The following is a 15,883-nucleotide window of genomic DNA, read 5'->3' on the forward strand; positions in this document are numbered from 1 at the left end:
GAGGGAACCATCCTTTTCTTATATGTAGTATTTTCACTGTAGTCCAGTATATCATCGATTTCCGCCTGTGCTGCAATATAATTTTTGTTGGGGGAGGGGGTGGAGGGGGAATTGGCAGCTGCTGGAGAGCGGAAATTGGGTGTTGGAGGCTTGCCGCGGATAAATCGCGTTTAGGCGCGGATAAAACGGCTCTAGCCGCGGATAAATGCCCGCTAGGCGCGGATAAACAGCCCGCAGCCGCGGATAAACGTCGCCAAGGCGCGGATAAACTGGAAATTAAGCAGATGCTCCGTGAAAAAACTCGATTTCCATACCAAATTCCACCTCTTTCCGTAAGCCGTAGCCTCCACAATGCCGAAATCAATAAAAAAACTGGTCAAAATACAATTTTTCATTTAAATAATGCCCAATCCCACATATCCAAAACTTTTTCACACCGCCACGCATTAATGGTTCAATAGTCTATAGATATATGCCATTTAAATACAGTAAGATAAGAAATGATAATCTGAAAAAGGCAAACTTATCCGAAAGGTAAGGACGCAAAGCTATGAGCCTACCCACCGCTCTTCTGGTGCACGGTTGTCAGGTTGCCAGGCACACATTCTGTGAGCCGCGGCCTACAGAATGGAGGAAATTAAATATGGGTAAAAAAGTGGTGATCATGTTCGTGGTATTTTTCTCATTGATGGCATTCAGCGCACAGGGGCAGGCCCAAGCAAGTGAAGCACCCGAGCAGGCTTTGGCTACATGGCTGTGGAATCCTTGGATGTTCGTTCAGGATGAAGCGGGCACATTGGCATTCATCGAAAGCAAACAAGTGAACAAAGTTTATGTCCAGGTCGACCCGGATATTTCAAAAGCGGCTTACGGCAGCTTCATCGCCAAAGCACAAGCGAAAGGCATCGCCGTTTACGCGCTTGACGGAGCCCCTTCATGGGTGGCGCCGAAAGGCTATATCAATCAAGACCGTTTTCTGGCCTGGGTGACTGACTATCAGGCAACGGCTGCACAAAATGCGAAATTCGGCGGCGTCCATTTGGACGTGGAACCATATCTGTACAGCGGCTGGACGTCGAATCAGGCAGCAACGATCAAATCGTTCCAAACACTCATTAAAAGAGCCGGCACGAGCACCGCGAAACTGGGCATTCCGCTCGAAGCCGATATGCCGTTCTGGTTTGATGAAATCAAATACAAGAACACATTCGGCAGAGGGCTGTTGGCAGAGTGGATTATCGGCAATACGGCGGGTGTAACGATCATGGCTTACCGTGATTCGGCGCCAATGATCATCGACATCGTCAAAAACGAAATGGCGATGGCCCAGCGCCTTGGGAAAAGCGTCGTTGTCGGAGTTGAAACCGGCGTGACCGATGAAGGCAGCATCATCACGTTTGCGGAAGAAGGCGAAGCCTTCATGAACCAGGAGCTAGCGAAAGTCACTGCGCATTACGCCGGCAATTCCGCCTATAATGGGAATGCCGTGCACCATGTCGGCAGCTGGCTGACATTGCGGCCATAACATGCAGGACACTTTGATGGCGGACATCAAAGTGTCTTTTTATTTGGAATGTATTTTAATGACAAATTACTATACCAGAGATAGTATTTAATAGTATATTTATGACCATATCCTATGCGTATGTATAGTATAATGACTACTATCCAGAAATTGTTAAAGAAGGTGGATCAGCATGGCTTCGACAAAATACAAGACAATGCTTGCCAATAGAATGGAACAGGAATTTTCCAGGTGGCAGACGCAGCAGCACGTTCAGGAAAGGGATGTATACCGTTTTTTACATACAATGAAAGGCACGGCCGGCACAATCGGGCTGATGGATCTTTCCGTGTTCAGCGGAAATCAGCTGGAATTTTATTCGGAAGACAGCATGGCGTTAGTGCCATTCCAAACATTAACACCACTTATGGAGACATTTACAGCCTTATTCACCTCAGACGAACCGGTGTTGGCAGCAGCCGTGAGCTCTTCTGAAAATGCGGCGCCTAAAGAATCGTTTGTCCTGGTGATAGACGCGGACGCGAACTTTGCAGCTGCGGTAAAAGAAACATTGGAAGCACAAGGCATTTCGGTCGTTATTGCGCTTGACGGCAAGAAAGGGCTGGAATTTTTCAATACACTTCTGCCACAGATGGTCATTGTGGACCGCAATCTGCCCGATACCGATGGCTTTGACCTCGTAAGCCAGATTCATGAAGCGGCCAAAACCCGCTTTCTTCCGATTGCCGTCATCAGCGCGGACGACCGGATTGAGAACCGGATACAGGCGATGGAGATTGGCGCCACTGATTTTATTGCCAAACCTGTCGATATGGACTTTTTAACGGCCTATGTCCGTAACCGCCTGCGCAGCCAGGAAGCGATTTCACAAGGGACGCTTTACGACGGATTGACCGAAGCGGCCCAAATCATCCACAAAAAGGATGAAAAGGAACTCAAGCGCCACCTGAACATCGTCATTGTCGACGATGATTCCCTTGTGCGCAAACTGATCACGAAGCAATTTGCCGGATGGAAACCGGAAGAATTCGATCTTCACATAGCAGAATACCCTGAGGGCGCCAGTTTCGTGGAATCGGATTGGTATAAACCGGAAGAGAATTATATGATCCTGCTCGACGGCGTCATGCCGAAAATGGATGGCCTCGAAGTCTTGAATCATGTCCGCAGCCGGTACCCCCATGACAATATCATCATTTCCATGCTGACTTCCCGCAACAATGAAGCCGATATTGTCTTGGCGCTGAAAAGCGGCGCAGATGATTATATTGTCAAACCATTCTATGCCCAGGAAGTGGTGGCGCGCGTCCAGCGGCTTACTAAGAGGATGTTCAAATGAGCCTGATTTTCTATTTGATCCTCAGCATCTCCCTGCTCGCCGGCCAGCTCATCCTGTTGCTCGCATTAGCTTGGCGCAAGCAGCGGCTGTCGGCTAAAGAGGAAGCGATCACCCAGCAATATGAAGCGTTGATCGACGTGTTCAGCTCCTATATGCTGAACCCTTCCGATGACCGGTTCATCCAGGAAATCCGCAGCAATCCGCATAAAATCGTTGTTCTGGAACGTTTGCTGAACGGCTATGTTTCAGTGACAAAAGGCGGCGTCGCTTCTCCGCTGGTCAAAGGATTGTCGGAAGAGTTCCTGTCAGCGCATTACGCCAAACAGCTGTCGCGCAAAAATTGGGCGCTGCGGATGAATACACTGTACTATATTGAAGATTTTCGTATGGAGTCCTTGAAGCCCGTGCTGAAAGAAAAACTTGATAAGAGCACCCAGCTGGATCTGGAAACCCAGCAGCTGATCCGCACCTTGGCCTCTTTGGACGAAACGGCCACCATCCCTGCATTGGCGCGGTATCCAGATGCACCGGTCCGGTTGTACACCGATGTGTTCAAACGGCTCGATGAAAGTACCCGATTGAAAGAATTGGATGCCGCATTGCGGAATGAAAAGACCAATAGCGCATTGAAGCATGCGGCCATTTCCTATATCGGCCTGGCGGGTTTGACTTCATTCCTTCCGTATCTTGAAAATGAATTACGGGTTCAGGAAGGCGAAATGCGCATCCAATCATTGAAAGCCATCCTTAATATGCAATACCTTTCCGATCCCGGCTTATTGCTGCCGTTCCTCGAGTCATCGTCATGGCCTGAGCGGATGTATGCTTCCCGCATAGCCGGCAGGCTGCAATTGTCCAGATTCAAAGAAACGCTCAGCACGCTGCTCGGCGATCCGGTTTGGTGGGTCCGCTATTCGGCAGCAGAAGCGCTGGTGCAGTTTTCAGATGGCGATATCCTGCTGTCCCACTTGTCCGCCAATCATCCAGACCGCTTTGCCCGCGATATGGCGTCCCAGTGGAAAGCGTCCCTTTTAGGAAGTGAAACCTGATGCAAACCTTTTTTCAATTTACAGCCTATATCGTTATCGCTTATATGCTTTTTTCAAGTCTGAGTTACCTGGGCTTTTTCATGCTGGCATTCAGGAAAGTGAAGAGAGAGGACCAGCTCGACAAAACGGAGTCCACTGAAGACCTGATCGGCAACTTGAATACGTATCCCGTCTCCATCATTGTTCCTGCCTATAACGAAGAAGTGGGTGTGACCAGCACGGTCCGTTCATTGCTGGCACTGGAATATCCTGAAAAAGAGATCATTGTCGTTGATGACGGGTCGAAAGACAAAACGTCCGAGCGTATGATTGAAGAATTCCAGATGAAGCAAATTCCGTTCGCTGTCCGCATGCATATCGAAACAGCTGAAGTCGAGGCTATCTATCAGTCGTCCATTTTTCCGTATATCCGCTTGATCAAGAAAGCGAACGGCGGGAAAGCGGACGCATTGAATGCGGGCATCAATCTGTCCTCCTATCCTTATTTCTGTGCAATCGACGGAGATTCCATCGTCGAAAACGACGGACTCCTGAAAACCATGAAACCCATCATCGAATCGGATGGCCAAATCATAGTGACGGGCGGTTCTGTCCGCATTGCCAACGGCTCCACCATTTCGCGGAGCAAAGTGGAAGCAATCGATTTGCCGAAAAGCCCGGTTGTGCTCATGCAGATCGTAGAGTATTTCCGCGCATTCCTGATCGGCCGGCTCGCATTGAGCCATCTGAATATCCTGCTCATCATTTCCGGCGCTTTTGGTGTCTTTAATAAAGAACGCGTCATTCAAGCGGGCGGATACAATAAAAACACAGTCGGGGAAGATATGGAACTGGTCGTCAGGCTGCACCGGCTTCTCCGTGAAGAAAAGTCGAAGCAGCGCATCGAATATGTTCCCGATCCCGTGTGCTGGACCGAGGCACCAGAATCGCTGGACGTTCTGCGCTCGCAACGGATCCGCTGGCAGCGCGGATTATTTGAAACGCTGTGGACTCACCGGAAGATGATGCTGAATCCCAAATACGGTTCTGTCGGCCTTTTTTCTATGCCATACTTTCTGTTTGTGGAGCTTCTCGGAGCGGTATTCGAGTTTGTCGGCTATTTCCTGATTTTCGGCGGCTTCTTCTTTTCGCTCATCGATCCTTACACGGCAGGCATCCTCTTTTTAGTGACGATTTTTTATGGCTCACTCATTTCTGCACTGGCCGTGCTCTTGGAAGAATTGACGCTCCATAAATATCCGAAAGCTTCCCACTTGCTGCGTCTTTATTTCTGGGCGCTGACCGAAACGTTCTGGTACCGACCGCTTATGGTCCTATGGAGAGTCCAGGGAATTTTCGCCGCGTTCCGCAAAAAAGCGCATTGGGGCGATATGAAACGCAAAGGGATCTCATCTTAGTTTTAGGAGGCATATATAAATGAAAAAAATATTAGTGGCAGATGACGAAGATATTCTTCGCATCCTGATTGCCGATACGCTCGAAGACGATTTTGACATTGAAGAAGCGGAAGACGGCCGTGAGGCGCTTGAAAAAATTCGGGAGAACGAGTATGACTTGATCATCCTGGATTACATGATGCCTTACCTGACCGGCCTCGAGGTGCTGGAGCAAGTCCGGAATGACCAGATCGACACGCAAGTCCTGATGCTGACGGCCAAAGCGCAAGACGCAGACCGTGAAAATGCAATGCGGAAAGGGGCGAATCATTTCATGTCCAAGCCCTTCAGCCCGATGGAACTGTTGGAGCTGGTGGAGAAGATAGTCGCTTCATAGTGAAAAAACGAACAGACCCGGAGCGGGTCTGTTCGTTTTTGGTTGGTGGAGAAACTTTAATTTCTATAATTATTCCGTTTTAGCCGGATGCTTTCCGCAGGGAGCGGCCTGAGCCTCCTCATCGCTTCGCTCTTGCGGGGTCTCAGGACTCGCTCTTACTCCTGCAGGAGTCACCGGCTTAAACTCCATTCTAATGATGGTCCGAGATAAAGCATCTGCTTCTGTATAAAGACCATTCTTCTTCAAACATTTATATAGCAAGTGATTTGAAGATATGGAGCAAAACAGCGAAGACGCCCAGGGGAGTAGAAAGGGAGTTGGCTTCCAACTCCCTTTCGAGCGAAGTGCTGAGATCCACTCGGGCGAAGGGGACCGAGTCCGAGTTAGCTCAGTACAAGCCCCCAGGCAAGCGAAGCTGTTTTGCGGAATATCGATTCCTTACTTTTCTTTCTCAACATGCTAAAAAAAACGAACAGCCCCTAACAGGCCTGTTCGTTTTTTAGTGTATTTAAAAACTCTCTCCCATCCCATTCACTCCGACACAGCTTCTTTCTCAGGATAGAAAATGACGCCGTCCTGGTGCTGGTCGTTCAGCAGTTTTTTCATTAATTTCGATAGGTCGACCGATGCATAAGGCTTGGTCAAGTAATGGTTGATCTGGGTGAACTTCTGCTCATCCGAAACCGGATCCAGGGCGGACGAAATGACAATCGGAATATCTTTCGTATCCGCGTCTTTCTTCATCATGTCGACCAGATCCCAGCCAGTCAGTTCCTCACCGAGCATGATATCGACCACCGCGCCGACAAGCCGCGACCGTTTGGCCTCGTTGAACGCTTCTTCCACACTCGTATGATAGATCACTTTGAAGCCGTTCAGCTTCAATTCCTCAGACAGCAGCAATGCAAGACTTATGTCGTCTTCGACGATCATCACCGGCGGATTGCCTTCTGCACCTTCGGGATAGACGTATTCGGTCGTTTCAGACAGCAGCGGCAATTCAAAGTGGACCGATGTGCCAAGCCCTTCCTGGGATTCTATCCAAATACGCCCGTCGTGTTTTCCGATGATTTCCTGGCAGATGGCAAGGCCGAGGCCTGTTCCACCGATTTTCCGGCGCGAGCTGTTATCGATGCGCTGGAATTTGGAGAATAACTTCGGAATATCTTCAGTCGGAATGCCGATTCCTTCATCTTTTACCGAGACATGCAGATTTTTGGAGTCATTCTTCAGGGAAATCGTCACATTGCCGCCCATCGGTGAGAACTTGATGGCATTGCCGATGACATTCATCAAAACCTGTGCCAGGCGTTCGCGGTCGCCTTCGATGACGACATCGGACGCATCATCGATGATGATGATCGGGTGGGTCGATTGCGTACGGAATTTCTCAGCCGTCTCGATGATCATCTCGCTCATCGACAATTTGCCCATTCGGTAGACTTGGTTTCCGGATTCCATGCGCTGCAGGTCCAAAAAGTCATTGATCAGGTTGGTCAATCGTTTGGCTTCTTTATAGATCGTTTTCAGGTAGCGTTCCTGTTTTTCCGGTTTCAGCTGTTTGTTCAGCAGGAGCTCGGTAAAGCCGAGGACACTCGACAGCGGTGTCCGCAGTTCATGGCTCACAGTGCTGACCAGTTCGGATTTCATCTTGTCGACTTCGCGTTCCCGCGTAACGTCCCGGTGTACGAAAATCGTTCCCGTTTTCTCTTTGTCGACCACGACCGATGTGCTGTAAACGTCGATTACGCGTTCATCGGGGTCTTTGACGGTGTATTGGAAACTGCTCGAAGCCACCTTTTTTTCATCGATGCATTTGTGCAGGAATTTCAGCATCGCTTCAGGATCGGTTGTCTGTTCAGCCATATAGCGGATCCAGACTTCCGCTTCCACATTTGCATCCAGTGGAATACCGCCGCAATCCAGTATGTTGCACATGGTTTTATTGTGCTGCACCATATTGCCGTTTTTCGAAATGAACTGGATTCCTTCGTTAATGTTGTTGATGATGCGTTCGTTCAACGTCCGCTCATGGATGGCGGCATCATAGAGCTGAATGCGATCGATCGCCAAATGGATGCGGTTCAGCAGCCCGCTGATATCAAGCTCTTCTTCTTTCGAGAAAGTCCGGCCTACACGCGACAGACCGATCAGTGCGATATTTTCCTGTTCTGCGTTTTTCACAGAAGCGTACAGATCGCTCACAAATACCGATTCCAGCGCGATCCCTTGTTCATGCATTGCTTCCCGCTTGGTGGTGAACGATTCGCGGTCTTTCAGCCGTTCCAACAGGTAAGGGGTCCGCTCTTCCCGGAATTGCATGAACATGCTTTCCGTAAATCCTTCCAACGCGAATTCCCCTGACTCAGGCAGCCATAGCACCCCGCTGTCAATTTCGTAGGTATCAATAAAATACTGGAGTGTCGCGTTGGCCAATTTCTGCTTATCCAAGGTGAACGACAGGATGTGATTCAGGTCATTGAAGCGAATCAGCTGCTCTTTGGTCTTCTCTGTTTCTTCCAGCGATTCTTCCAGCTTCGTCTGCTTTTCCTGCAGTTCGCCTTCATTCAGCAGCAGCGCCTGGTTCTGCGCAGTCAGTTCTTCCTGATTCCCGCGGATAGTCTGAATCATATTATGGAAAGTCCTCGATAAAATACCAAGCTCGTCCGAACGCTCGAGCGGCTTATAAGCGATATCTTCGCCGCCCACAAAGCCTTCAATCGATTCGCGCATGCCTTCCAGCGGTTTCACGATATCGTTCAATGCGCGCAAAATAATAAATGCGACAATGAGGAACAGCAGGAGAAAGAGCAGCATCAGCGCAAAGGAAAAGTTCTGGCTTTCGCTTAACAGGCTTTGGTTCAATTGCTCCAGGCTTCTTTCAGATGCCCGCTCATAATTTTCGGCAAAAGCGATGAATGAGTTGACCTCCGAGTTGGTGCCGCTGCGTGAAATCTCCCGCACTAGCGCATAATCATCCGCTCGCACCGCTGCAATCGACCTCGGCAGCGATTCGCTTTCATACCTTCCCAGGAACTCGCTCAATTCTGCAATCGGCTGCCGCTCATCCTCCGACAACGACAAGGTATTCATCCGTGCGATCAGGCTCTTCAGATTGTCGAGTTCTGCAAAAGCAATCTCCAGATCCTGCTCATACTTGAAAGAGTAAAACCCTCTGACCCGGAAAAACAGCTCATTCACTGAGTCGGACAGTTCTTTCACCATCTCCTGTTTCTCCCGGAGTTCTATGTATTCAGCCCGGTGTTCGTCTTGCTGCTTGTTCATAAAAAAATAAATTCCCGCGACCACTATCGAACAGATGATCAATGATGAAATGGTCAGTCGTAAATATTTCCGCCGTATCCCTTTTTCTGCTGGCTTCCGCATGCATGTGCCTCCTGAATGCTATTTACTTTAATCCCGATTTTTGGATTTATAGTATTTATATTGTAATCGAATTTACAGGATTATGCTTTTTATTTTATTGTGCATTATAATCAATTCAATAGGTAGAAGAGGCTGGGGGGAGGCAGGAGTGAATCCATCAGGCAGAGGAGGGGAAGAAAATGGCGGATTTTCAAATATGTCGTTATGAATCCTCATACGCCGAGGAAGCGGTGGTGATGTGGCGAGCCAGCAAAGAAGAGGCGATCGGGCAAAAGGAAATCCACTCTTTCGACAGCCACATCCATTTCTTGAACCATATTCTTCCGCAGGATTACGAGATTTACCTGGCGCTCGAAAACGGCCGCGTCGTCGGCATCACCGTCTTCAACGCGGAGGAGCTCAATCAGCTCTATGTAGCCATTGACCAGCAAGGAAAAGGGATTGGCGCGGCATTATTGAAGCTGGCCAAGGAGCATTCGGGCGGCAGTCTGTTCCTGTATACCTTTGAAACGAATAAAAACGCGCAACGCTTTTACGAGAAGCACGGTTTCGTCGAAGTCGGACGGGGATATGAGAATGAAGAGAATTTGCCGGATATCAAATATGAGTGGCGGCGTGATTTTGAGGTGCAGGGCGCTGAGTGATCATAGAATCATCTGAATGATCATAGAATCGAATAAGTGATCATAGAATCGAATAAGTGATCATAGAATCGAATAAGTGATCATAGAATCTCCTGAGTGATCATAGAATCGAAAAAGTGATCATAGAATCCGATAAATGATCATAGAATCCAATAAGTGATCATAGAGCAGCCAAAACTGCTCATAGAACCGCCGCGTGCACGATGAGTTCCATAAAAGAAGGCTTGCGTGACTTTATTTCGAAGAAAAAGCTGAGAAACAGCCGCAAAACGCAGAGTTTTCTGAGCGGAAAGATTAAAAACAGGTTTGAAGTTAGATAAAGAAGCGGAATAATGTGATTTGCAGGAGGCAGACATGAAGATTCATTATTATTTAGGCTGGTTCACCGAATACTTTCCGGTGAAACTGGAGAAATCGTTGCAGGAAGACATAATCGAACGAAAATCGCTGGTGATGATCAGTTCGATGCCCACGACACATGAAATTGATGGTTCGACAGAACGCGAGTGGCTCGATCACGCCGGCATTAAATTTGATGAATATCACCTGATTAATTATCGCGTCCAAAAAGAAGACGCCCAATCGCTGATTCAAAACGCTTCCGCCATTTTCCTGCTGGGCGGTGATACGGTTGAGCAGAATGTCTTTTTAAAAGAATATGGCTTGGCGGACACAATCCGGCAAAGCAGCGCCGTCGTATTAGGGGCGAGCGCCGGTGCGATCAATATGTCGGCGAAGTGGCTGTGCTCGCGAAACTTTGGCTATGATGTCGAGGAAAGCAATTTATATGAAGGAATCGGGTTAGGCAATTTCTCGGTCCTGTCCCACTTCGATCTTGAGAATAATATTGAAATGGTCCGAAGCGAACTGGCTCTTTTATCGGAAGAACTGCCTGTCTACGCGTCGAATAAAGATTGCGCACTGCGGGTAAAGGGAGATCATCTCGATATTTTAGGTGATGTCTATTTGATTGCACATTCTGAAATTAAGAAATTGGATGAGACGCTTTGGTCGTAAGTGAATATGTCGAAAAAAATAAGACCTGCCGAATCGGCGGGTCTTATTTCTGAAAATCAAAACGAAATGCTCTTGTTGGAATCAGCCGGCTTGTACATGATCATCGCGCTGAAGAAGAAAATCGGCGTGCCGAATTTGATGTCGACGACTTCTGCGGGCGTGCTTTCCAAAAATTCGTTCACTTTGCGGTCCATGCCTGTTTCGCTCCAGGCATAAATTGTTTTTACTCTCATATTGAACGGCTCCTTTAAAACGTGTTGTTTTATTCTACGGGCAGGAATGGTTTTGGTTTCGTCATACAAGGTTTTATTTGGAGTGGAGCTAAGGGCTCGGACTGCGAGTTTACAAAATCTGGCGGCATTGGTATATTGAGCGTGAACAGGATAGTCGCCAAATACGGATTAGGGAAAGAGGTTGGAAAAATGGATGTGAGATTTCCTATTGGACCATTGCAGGTTCCTGACGACGTGAAAGCTGAACATATCCAGGAATGGCTGGAAAAAATCGGCAGTTATTCGATGCGGCTGCGTGAAGCGGTCGACGGATTGGATGACGAACAATTGGAGAAGAAGTACCGGGAAGGCAGCTGGACGGTGCGCCAGCTTGTGCATCATGTCGGGGATTCGCAGCTCAATATGTATCAGCGCCTGAAGCTGGCTTTGACAGATGACAATCCGACGGTGCCCGCGTTCGATCAGGAAAAATGGTCGGCGCTTCCGGACAACGATTTGCCGGTCGAAAGTTCGATTCGGATACTCGAAGGGCTGAACGAGCGGATTGTTTCGCTGGGGCAGCGTCTGCCGGAAGAGGTGCTGTACCGCGTCTTCACCCATGAAGTGAACGGGGAGATCACAGTCGCCACGAAGCTTGCGAAACTGTGCTGGCACGAAGAACATCATTTGGCGCATATTCAGATTGCGTTGGAGAATTGAAATAGAACGACAAAACCGCCGACGGGAGTGATGCCGTTCGGCGGTTTTGATTTGGCATTATTTCTCAAAAACCTGTTTCGCCTCCCGGTCAATTCGGGAAGACATAAAGAAGAGCAAGTTACACGGCACGGCAACGATCCACCGAAAGGATGAATCCATAATGGATGACAACGCATTAAAGAAAACGAAAATCTTCACGATTGTGAATCTGGTGATTTATTTCCTGACGCTTGGCGTCAATTACCTCGGGTCTTCGGGATTTTTCAACGGACAGAGCCAGGCGGACATCTCCGACCAGTACATGACGCTGATTTCGCCGGCGCCGTTCACGTTTTCGATTTGGGGGGTCATTTACACATTGGTGCTGATCACCTTGGTCTACCTGTTCATCAAACGGAAAGATGCGCGGGTCAGCAAACTGGTTTTATTGATCTCGCCGTGGTTTATCCTGCTGTCGCTGTTCAATATGAGCTGGATCGTGGCCTTCTCGTATGAGCGCTTGGGCATTTCCACGATTTTGATCATCGGCATGCTGTTCTCGCTGCTCCTCATCATCGGGAAAATCTATACGCACCGTTTTGAAGTTCCGTCAACGCTGGCAGGACTCAGTTTCACACTCTACTGCGCATGGGTGACCATCGCGACCGTCGTCAATACGTCACTGCTGTTGGTGCAGCTGGACTGGGGCGGTTTCGGCATTTCCTATTCGGTGTGGACGCTGATCATACTGGCGGTCGCCGTCGCATTCGTGCTGATCTATATCTCCAAGTATAAAAATGCGGCCTACCCGCTTCCATTGGCGTGGGCGTTCTTCGGCATCTACGGTTCGTATACCAGCGGCCGCGTCGATCCCGAATTAGCGACTACTATTCAATGGTTCTTAATTGCCGGCATCGTGATCCTATTGATCGCAGCCGTTTGGCGTTTTATCAGGAATGGCAATTCGCTGTTTGAGCAGCATTCGAGTTAAAATCCTTATGGCAATAAAACCTGCAAGCCCCGCCACGCCAGATGCACCAGCATCTGGCGTGGTTTTTTCGATTGGTGCTGTTTCATTCGCGTTGGCGTTTGAAGATGACTACTCAATTTTAGGCGTGCTGAATTATTTGCCGAGCAGTCAGCTGAGTAAGCAACAGATGAATATGGAGACTGGTGCTGCGGCCGGTGAATTGTATATGCCGCTTGCGATTTTTGCGTTCTTCCTACATATAAAGCGTTTGACGGATTATAAATGAAACGGAGTCCGCCGATTTAAGAGAATCGCTGATAAACGTTAAAAAATCGCTGATAAACCCTCGAAAATCGCTGATAAACCCTCAAAAATCGCTGATAAAACGAGAATCGACGATAAAACCCAAAAAATCGCCGATAAACCCCAAAAAATCGCCGATAAACCCCAAAAAATCGACGATAAACACTCGAAAATCGCCGATAAACCCTCAAAAATCGACGATAAAACCCCACATCACAAAATGCAAGAGCCCGACCTGGCGCATCCGCCAAGTCGGGCTCTTCTCCTTTCCGCTTTCAATCAATAAAATCGGGTATGGTTAATTAAACAATCATAAGAAAGAGATGAGAATATGACTCTGGAAATCATTCTGTTAATAGCAGCGATCCTATCGATTGCGGGAGTTGGGCTGCTGGTTTATTTCAATAGCCGGAAGTCTGCGGATCCGGTTGAGGAACAGCAGCCTGAAGCGGAACCTGTTGTCGACGACGAGCCGGACCCGTACGCCGAATACATGCCGCACGTATCGGAAGTGGAAAACGGTGAGGACGTTAAAAGCGGATACCGGAAAATCGAGATTCCGAGCATCCTGAAAGCCGATATCCTGAAGACGCTGTCGGCTGGTGCGGCAATTGTGCGTGACCGCCAGACGTATAAAGTGGAATTCAGCCCGGAAGTGGTGAAGGGCTTGAAGGACAAAAGCATGACGCTGATTCAAAAAGCAGACGGCAAAGGTTTTCTGCCGGCAGTCAAGAAAGAAGGCGCGGCAGGCATCTACAAGCAGGCGACGCTGGTGAAGCACGCCAATCCGGTGCTCGTCGTGCAGGCGAGCGCGAATCTGCTGACGGCGGTGGTCGGCCAGCAGCAATTGATGGAGATCCAAAGTTCGCTGAAGAATATGGGAGAGAAATTGGATACGCTCATCCAGCACCGCGACAACGATTTTTTTGGCAGGACCGAATCCCGTTTTATTTATTTCAGCGAAATCATCGGACGCTTCCGGACCAACGGCATCATGCTGGGCGGAGTGGAGGATCAGAAGATTGAGGATTTCTACACGGATGCGCTGCAGGATTTGAAGGTATTGAACAAAGATTTGAAAGGCATCGGCGACAGCATCGACCGTTTAAAGGAGCATGAAACGATCCGCAAATGGGGCGAAGCCGCGGTTATCAAAGATTACCGTAAGCTGATCGACGCCTTCAACAGCAAGCAGGAGCTGGTGCTGCTGAACATCAAATTCATCGAAGAATGCTATTCGCCGTACCTGGCCACCGTGCGCAATTACGAGGACACGACCGTGAAGTCCGATACGCTGAATGATGTGATTGCCGAAAATAATCACATTGTCAGCATCATTGAAAATAAAGTCGGGAAGATCGAAGAAAATTATAAAGTGAAATTGAATTTCGGTGTAAAAGCGCTGAAATACCGGAATCTGGAGAGCCTGAAAGAAGTGGCTCCGCTGCGGATCAGCCAGCAAAAATCCAAAGAGCAAGAAGTTCCATTCGAGATGCTGGTGGAGCTGGCGGAGGATGAAAAAGTCTATGCGTATGTGCCGAAATAACTTCATATTGGTTTATTTGAAACACTTGTCATCCATTTGACAAGATTAAATTTTCGCCAAACGGGAAAACACATGATAACACCGAAACACCATTTGCCGCTTAGGAGGAGATTTTATGAGAAAAGATACATTGGAATTGATCATTTATGCCGGCGCAACTGCAGCCAGCCTGTTCATGCTAGTTAAAACTTACAATAAACGTCAAAATACGTATTGGGTATATGAAGATCATGACCTGCGCAACAGCGACGATGCAGACTTGAGAGAAAGTGCAAATGCCGATGTTGATCCGGCCGAAAGAGGCCTCAGCGAATTGGATTCAGCCTACCGCGCGGAATGGGTTTCAATCGGCTATCCGCAGACCCACCGTGAACTCGAAGCTAATGAAAACTGGAATAACTGATCCGAACCGCATCCGCCAAAAAGGCGGATGCGGTTTTTTAGATTTCCATGCCAATAAAAACAGCCAGCAAACCACAATGGGATCTGCTGGCTGTTTTAGATTAGAAATTAAGGGTTCCGGTTATTATCTGCATTGGTCAATTTATTGTTTTCATCTGGAATCTGTGCCCGATCTTTAAGCGACTGATTCTTTTGCTCCTGCTGATCGAAATCCTGTTTTTGTGAAGTTTCCTGATTCTTTTCGTCCAGGAGTTCCTTCATTTTATCGACGTTTTTATTGTGTTCGGATGATTTATGATCGCTCATCTGAATCGCTCCTTTCTGGTGTTTTTTATTCATATTCCCGGTAAGTGTGAGGGTAAACGTTCAGAAATCGCCGTATTCCCGCTTGCAAAAATTTTCCTTTCCGCAGCCGTTCTAAAGGCATATCCATATGGTAGAATAATCGTAATAATGAATTTTATTAGAATAAAGATATGCATTATGAAAAGACAGGGGCTGGATGTATGTTGGGGGAAAGAGAAGAAGATGTGTTCGTAAAGAAACCGGCGGAGAAGCGCAGGCTGGGTGAACCGACGGGTGCGTTCAAAGGGGCAGCCTGGGGAGCATTGCTGATCGGCGTTTCGTCATATTTGATCGGTTTGTATAATGCAGGCATGGAATTGAACGAAAAAGGCTATTACATCGTGTTGCTGATTCTCGGGCTCTACTCGGCGGTATCGCTGCAAAAAGCTGTCCGGGACCGCGACGAAGGAATGAAAGTCACGAACCTCTACTACGGCATCAGCTGGTTCGCGCTGATTTCGGCGATTGCGCTCATGGCGATCGGCTTGTTCAACGCAGGCAGCATCGATTTGAGTGAAAAAGGCTTTTACGGCATTTCGTTTGTGCTGAGTTTGTTCGCTGTGGTAACTGTGCAGAAGAACGTAAGGGATACCGAAGAAGCGAATAGCATGGAAGATTAAGCTGATCTTTCGGCTGAAATCCGATAACAGCAGAAGAAGCGTCCGGTCCGTG

Annotated in this window: 16 protein-coding genes and 1 riboswitch; of the genes, 13 read left to right on the top strand and 3 right to left on the bottom strand. The window is 48.3% G+C overall.

All coding sequences use genetic code 11. The annotated features are described in order from the left end of the window. The first annotated feature begins 506 nt into the window (after positions 1–506). A riboswitch (cyclic di-GMP riboswitch) is annotated at positions 507–598 on the top strand. Positions 599–643: 45 nt separating this feature from the next. The 5 genes from D2910_RS08780 (at position 644) to D2910_RS08800 (ending at position 5,686) form a co-directional block, all read left to right on the top strand. Further along, positions 644–1,525 (top strand): amidase, encoded by an 882-nt coding sequence (locus D2910_RS08780; RefSeq protein WP_117313222.1) that lies wholly within the window; start codon positions 644–646, stop codon positions 1,523–1,525. Between the two features lie 172 nt (positions 1,526–1,697). After that, positions 1,698–2,864 (top strand): response regulator transcription factor, encoded by a 1,167-nt coding sequence (locus D2910_RS08785; RefSeq protein ID WP_117313223.1) that lies wholly within the window; start codon positions 1,698–1,700, stop codon positions 2,862–2,864. Further along, positions 2,861–3,913, top strand: a complete 1,053-nt coding sequence (locus tag D2910_RS08790) for a HEAT repeat domain-containing protein (RefSeq protein WP_117313224.1) — start codon at positions 2,861–2,863, stop codon at positions 3,911–3,913. The genes D2910_RS08785 and D2910_RS08790 overlap by 4 nt, the downstream gene beginning before the upstream one ends. Beyond that, a complete protein-coding gene (locus tag D2910_RS08795) occupies positions 3,913–5,310 on the top strand; it encodes a glycosyltransferase family 2 protein (RefSeq protein WP_117313225.1) in 1,398 nt (465 codons plus the stop codon). Before D2910_RS08790 ends, D2910_RS08795 begins: the two co-directional genes overlap by 1 nt. A gap of 19 nt (positions 5,311–5,329) precedes the next feature. Beyond that, positions 5,330–5,686, top strand: coding sequence for a response regulator transcription factor (locus D2910_RS08800; protein WP_084242837.1), 357 nt, complete (start codon positions 5,330–5,332; stop codon positions 5,684–5,686). A gap of 531 nt (positions 5,687–6,217) precedes the next feature. On the opposite strand, the gene D2910_RS08805 is transcribed toward D2910_RS08800, so the two are convergent. Further along, the gene (locus D2910_RS08805; protein WP_117313226.1) at positions 6,218–9,073 is read right to left on the bottom strand and encodes a hybrid sensor histidine kinase/response regulator; all 2,856 of its coding nucleotides are present in this window, start codon (positions 9,071–9,073) and stop codon (positions 6,218–6,220) included. Between the two features lie 179 nt (positions 9,074–9,252). On the opposite strand from D2910_RS08805, the gene D2910_RS08810 reads away from it, so the two are divergent. Then, positions 9,253–9,717 carry a GNAT family N-acetyltransferase gene (locus tag D2910_RS08810; RefSeq protein WP_117313227.1) on the top strand — a complete coding sequence of 155 codons (465 nt, stop codon included), beginning with the start codon at positions 9,253–9,255 and terminating at the stop codon, positions 9,715–9,717. 354 nt (positions 9,718–10,071) lie between these two features. Next, complete coding sequence (locus D2910_RS08815; RefSeq protein ID WP_205854602.1) at positions 10,072–10,734, top strand: Type 1 glutamine amidotransferase-like domain-containing protein; 663 nt, start codon at positions 10,072–10,074, stop codon at positions 10,732–10,734. Positions 10,735–10,790: 56 nt separating this feature from the next. On the opposite strand, the gene D2910_RS16885 is transcribed toward D2910_RS08815, so the two are convergent. Beyond that, positions 10,791–10,967 (bottom strand): hypothetical protein, encoded by a 177-nt coding sequence (locus D2910_RS16885; RefSeq protein WP_165850162.1) that lies wholly within the window; start codon positions 10,965–10,967, stop codon positions 10,791–10,793. Between the two features lie 189 nt (positions 10,968–11,156). Here D2910_RS16885 and D2910_RS08820 point away from each other — a divergent pair, with 189 nt between their 5' ends. The 5 genes from D2910_RS08820 to D2910_RS08840 all read left to right on the top strand — a co-directional run bounded on the left by D2910_RS08820 (position 11,157) and on the right by D2910_RS08840 (position 14,867). After that, positions 11,157–11,666, top strand: a complete 510-nt coding sequence (locus D2910_RS08820; protein ID WP_117313229.1) for a YfiT family bacillithiol transferase — start codon at positions 11,157–11,159, stop codon at positions 11,664–11,666. Positions 11,667–11,826: 160 nt separating this feature from the next. Further along, the gene (locus tag D2910_RS08825) at positions 11,827–12,636 is read left to right on the top strand and encodes a tryptophan-rich sensory protein (protein WP_117313230.1); all 810 of its coding nucleotides are present in this window, start codon (positions 11,827–11,829) and stop codon (positions 12,634–12,636) included. Positions 12,637–12,643: 7 nt separating this feature from the next. Further along, on the top strand, positions 12,644–12,901 hold the full coding sequence (locus D2910_RS08830; RefSeq protein WP_117313231.1) for a hypothetical protein: 258 nt from the start codon (positions 12,644–12,646) through the stop codon (positions 12,899–12,901). 348 nt (positions 12,902–13,249) lie between these two features. Further along, positions 13,250–14,464: a DUF1572 domain-containing protein gene (locus tag D2910_RS08835; protein WP_117313232.1), complete on the top strand. Its 1,215-nt coding sequence runs from the start codon at positions 13,250–13,252 to the stop codon at positions 14,462–14,464. A 115-nt stretch (positions 14,465–14,579) separates the two neighbouring features. Further along, positions 14,580–14,867: a hypothetical protein gene (locus tag D2910_RS08840; RefSeq protein ID WP_084242830.1), complete on the top strand. Its 288-nt coding sequence runs from the start codon at positions 14,580–14,582 to the stop codon at positions 14,865–14,867. A gap of 107 nt (positions 14,868–14,974) precedes the next feature. Here D2910_RS08840 and D2910_RS08845 read toward each other — a convergent pair whose 3' ends face one another. Next, positions 14,975–15,172: a hypothetical protein gene (locus tag D2910_RS08845; protein WP_117313233.1), complete on the bottom strand. Its 198-nt coding sequence runs from the start codon at positions 15,170–15,172 to the stop codon at positions 14,975–14,977. 200 nt (positions 15,173–15,372) lie between these two features. Between D2910_RS08845 and yiaA the strand changes: the two genes are divergently transcribed. Beyond that, positions 15,373–15,831, top strand: coding sequence for an inner membrane protein YiaA (gene yiaA / locus D2910_RS08850; protein ID WP_084242828.1), 459 nt, complete (start codon positions 15,373–15,375; stop codon positions 15,829–15,831). Positions 15,832–15,883 lie beyond the last annotated feature (52 nt).

The organism is Planomicrobium okeanokoites, assembly GCF_003428875.1.
GTDB classification, from domain to species: domain Bacteria; phylum Bacillota; class Bacilli; order Bacillales_A; family Planococcaceae; genus Planococcus; species Planococcus okeanokoites.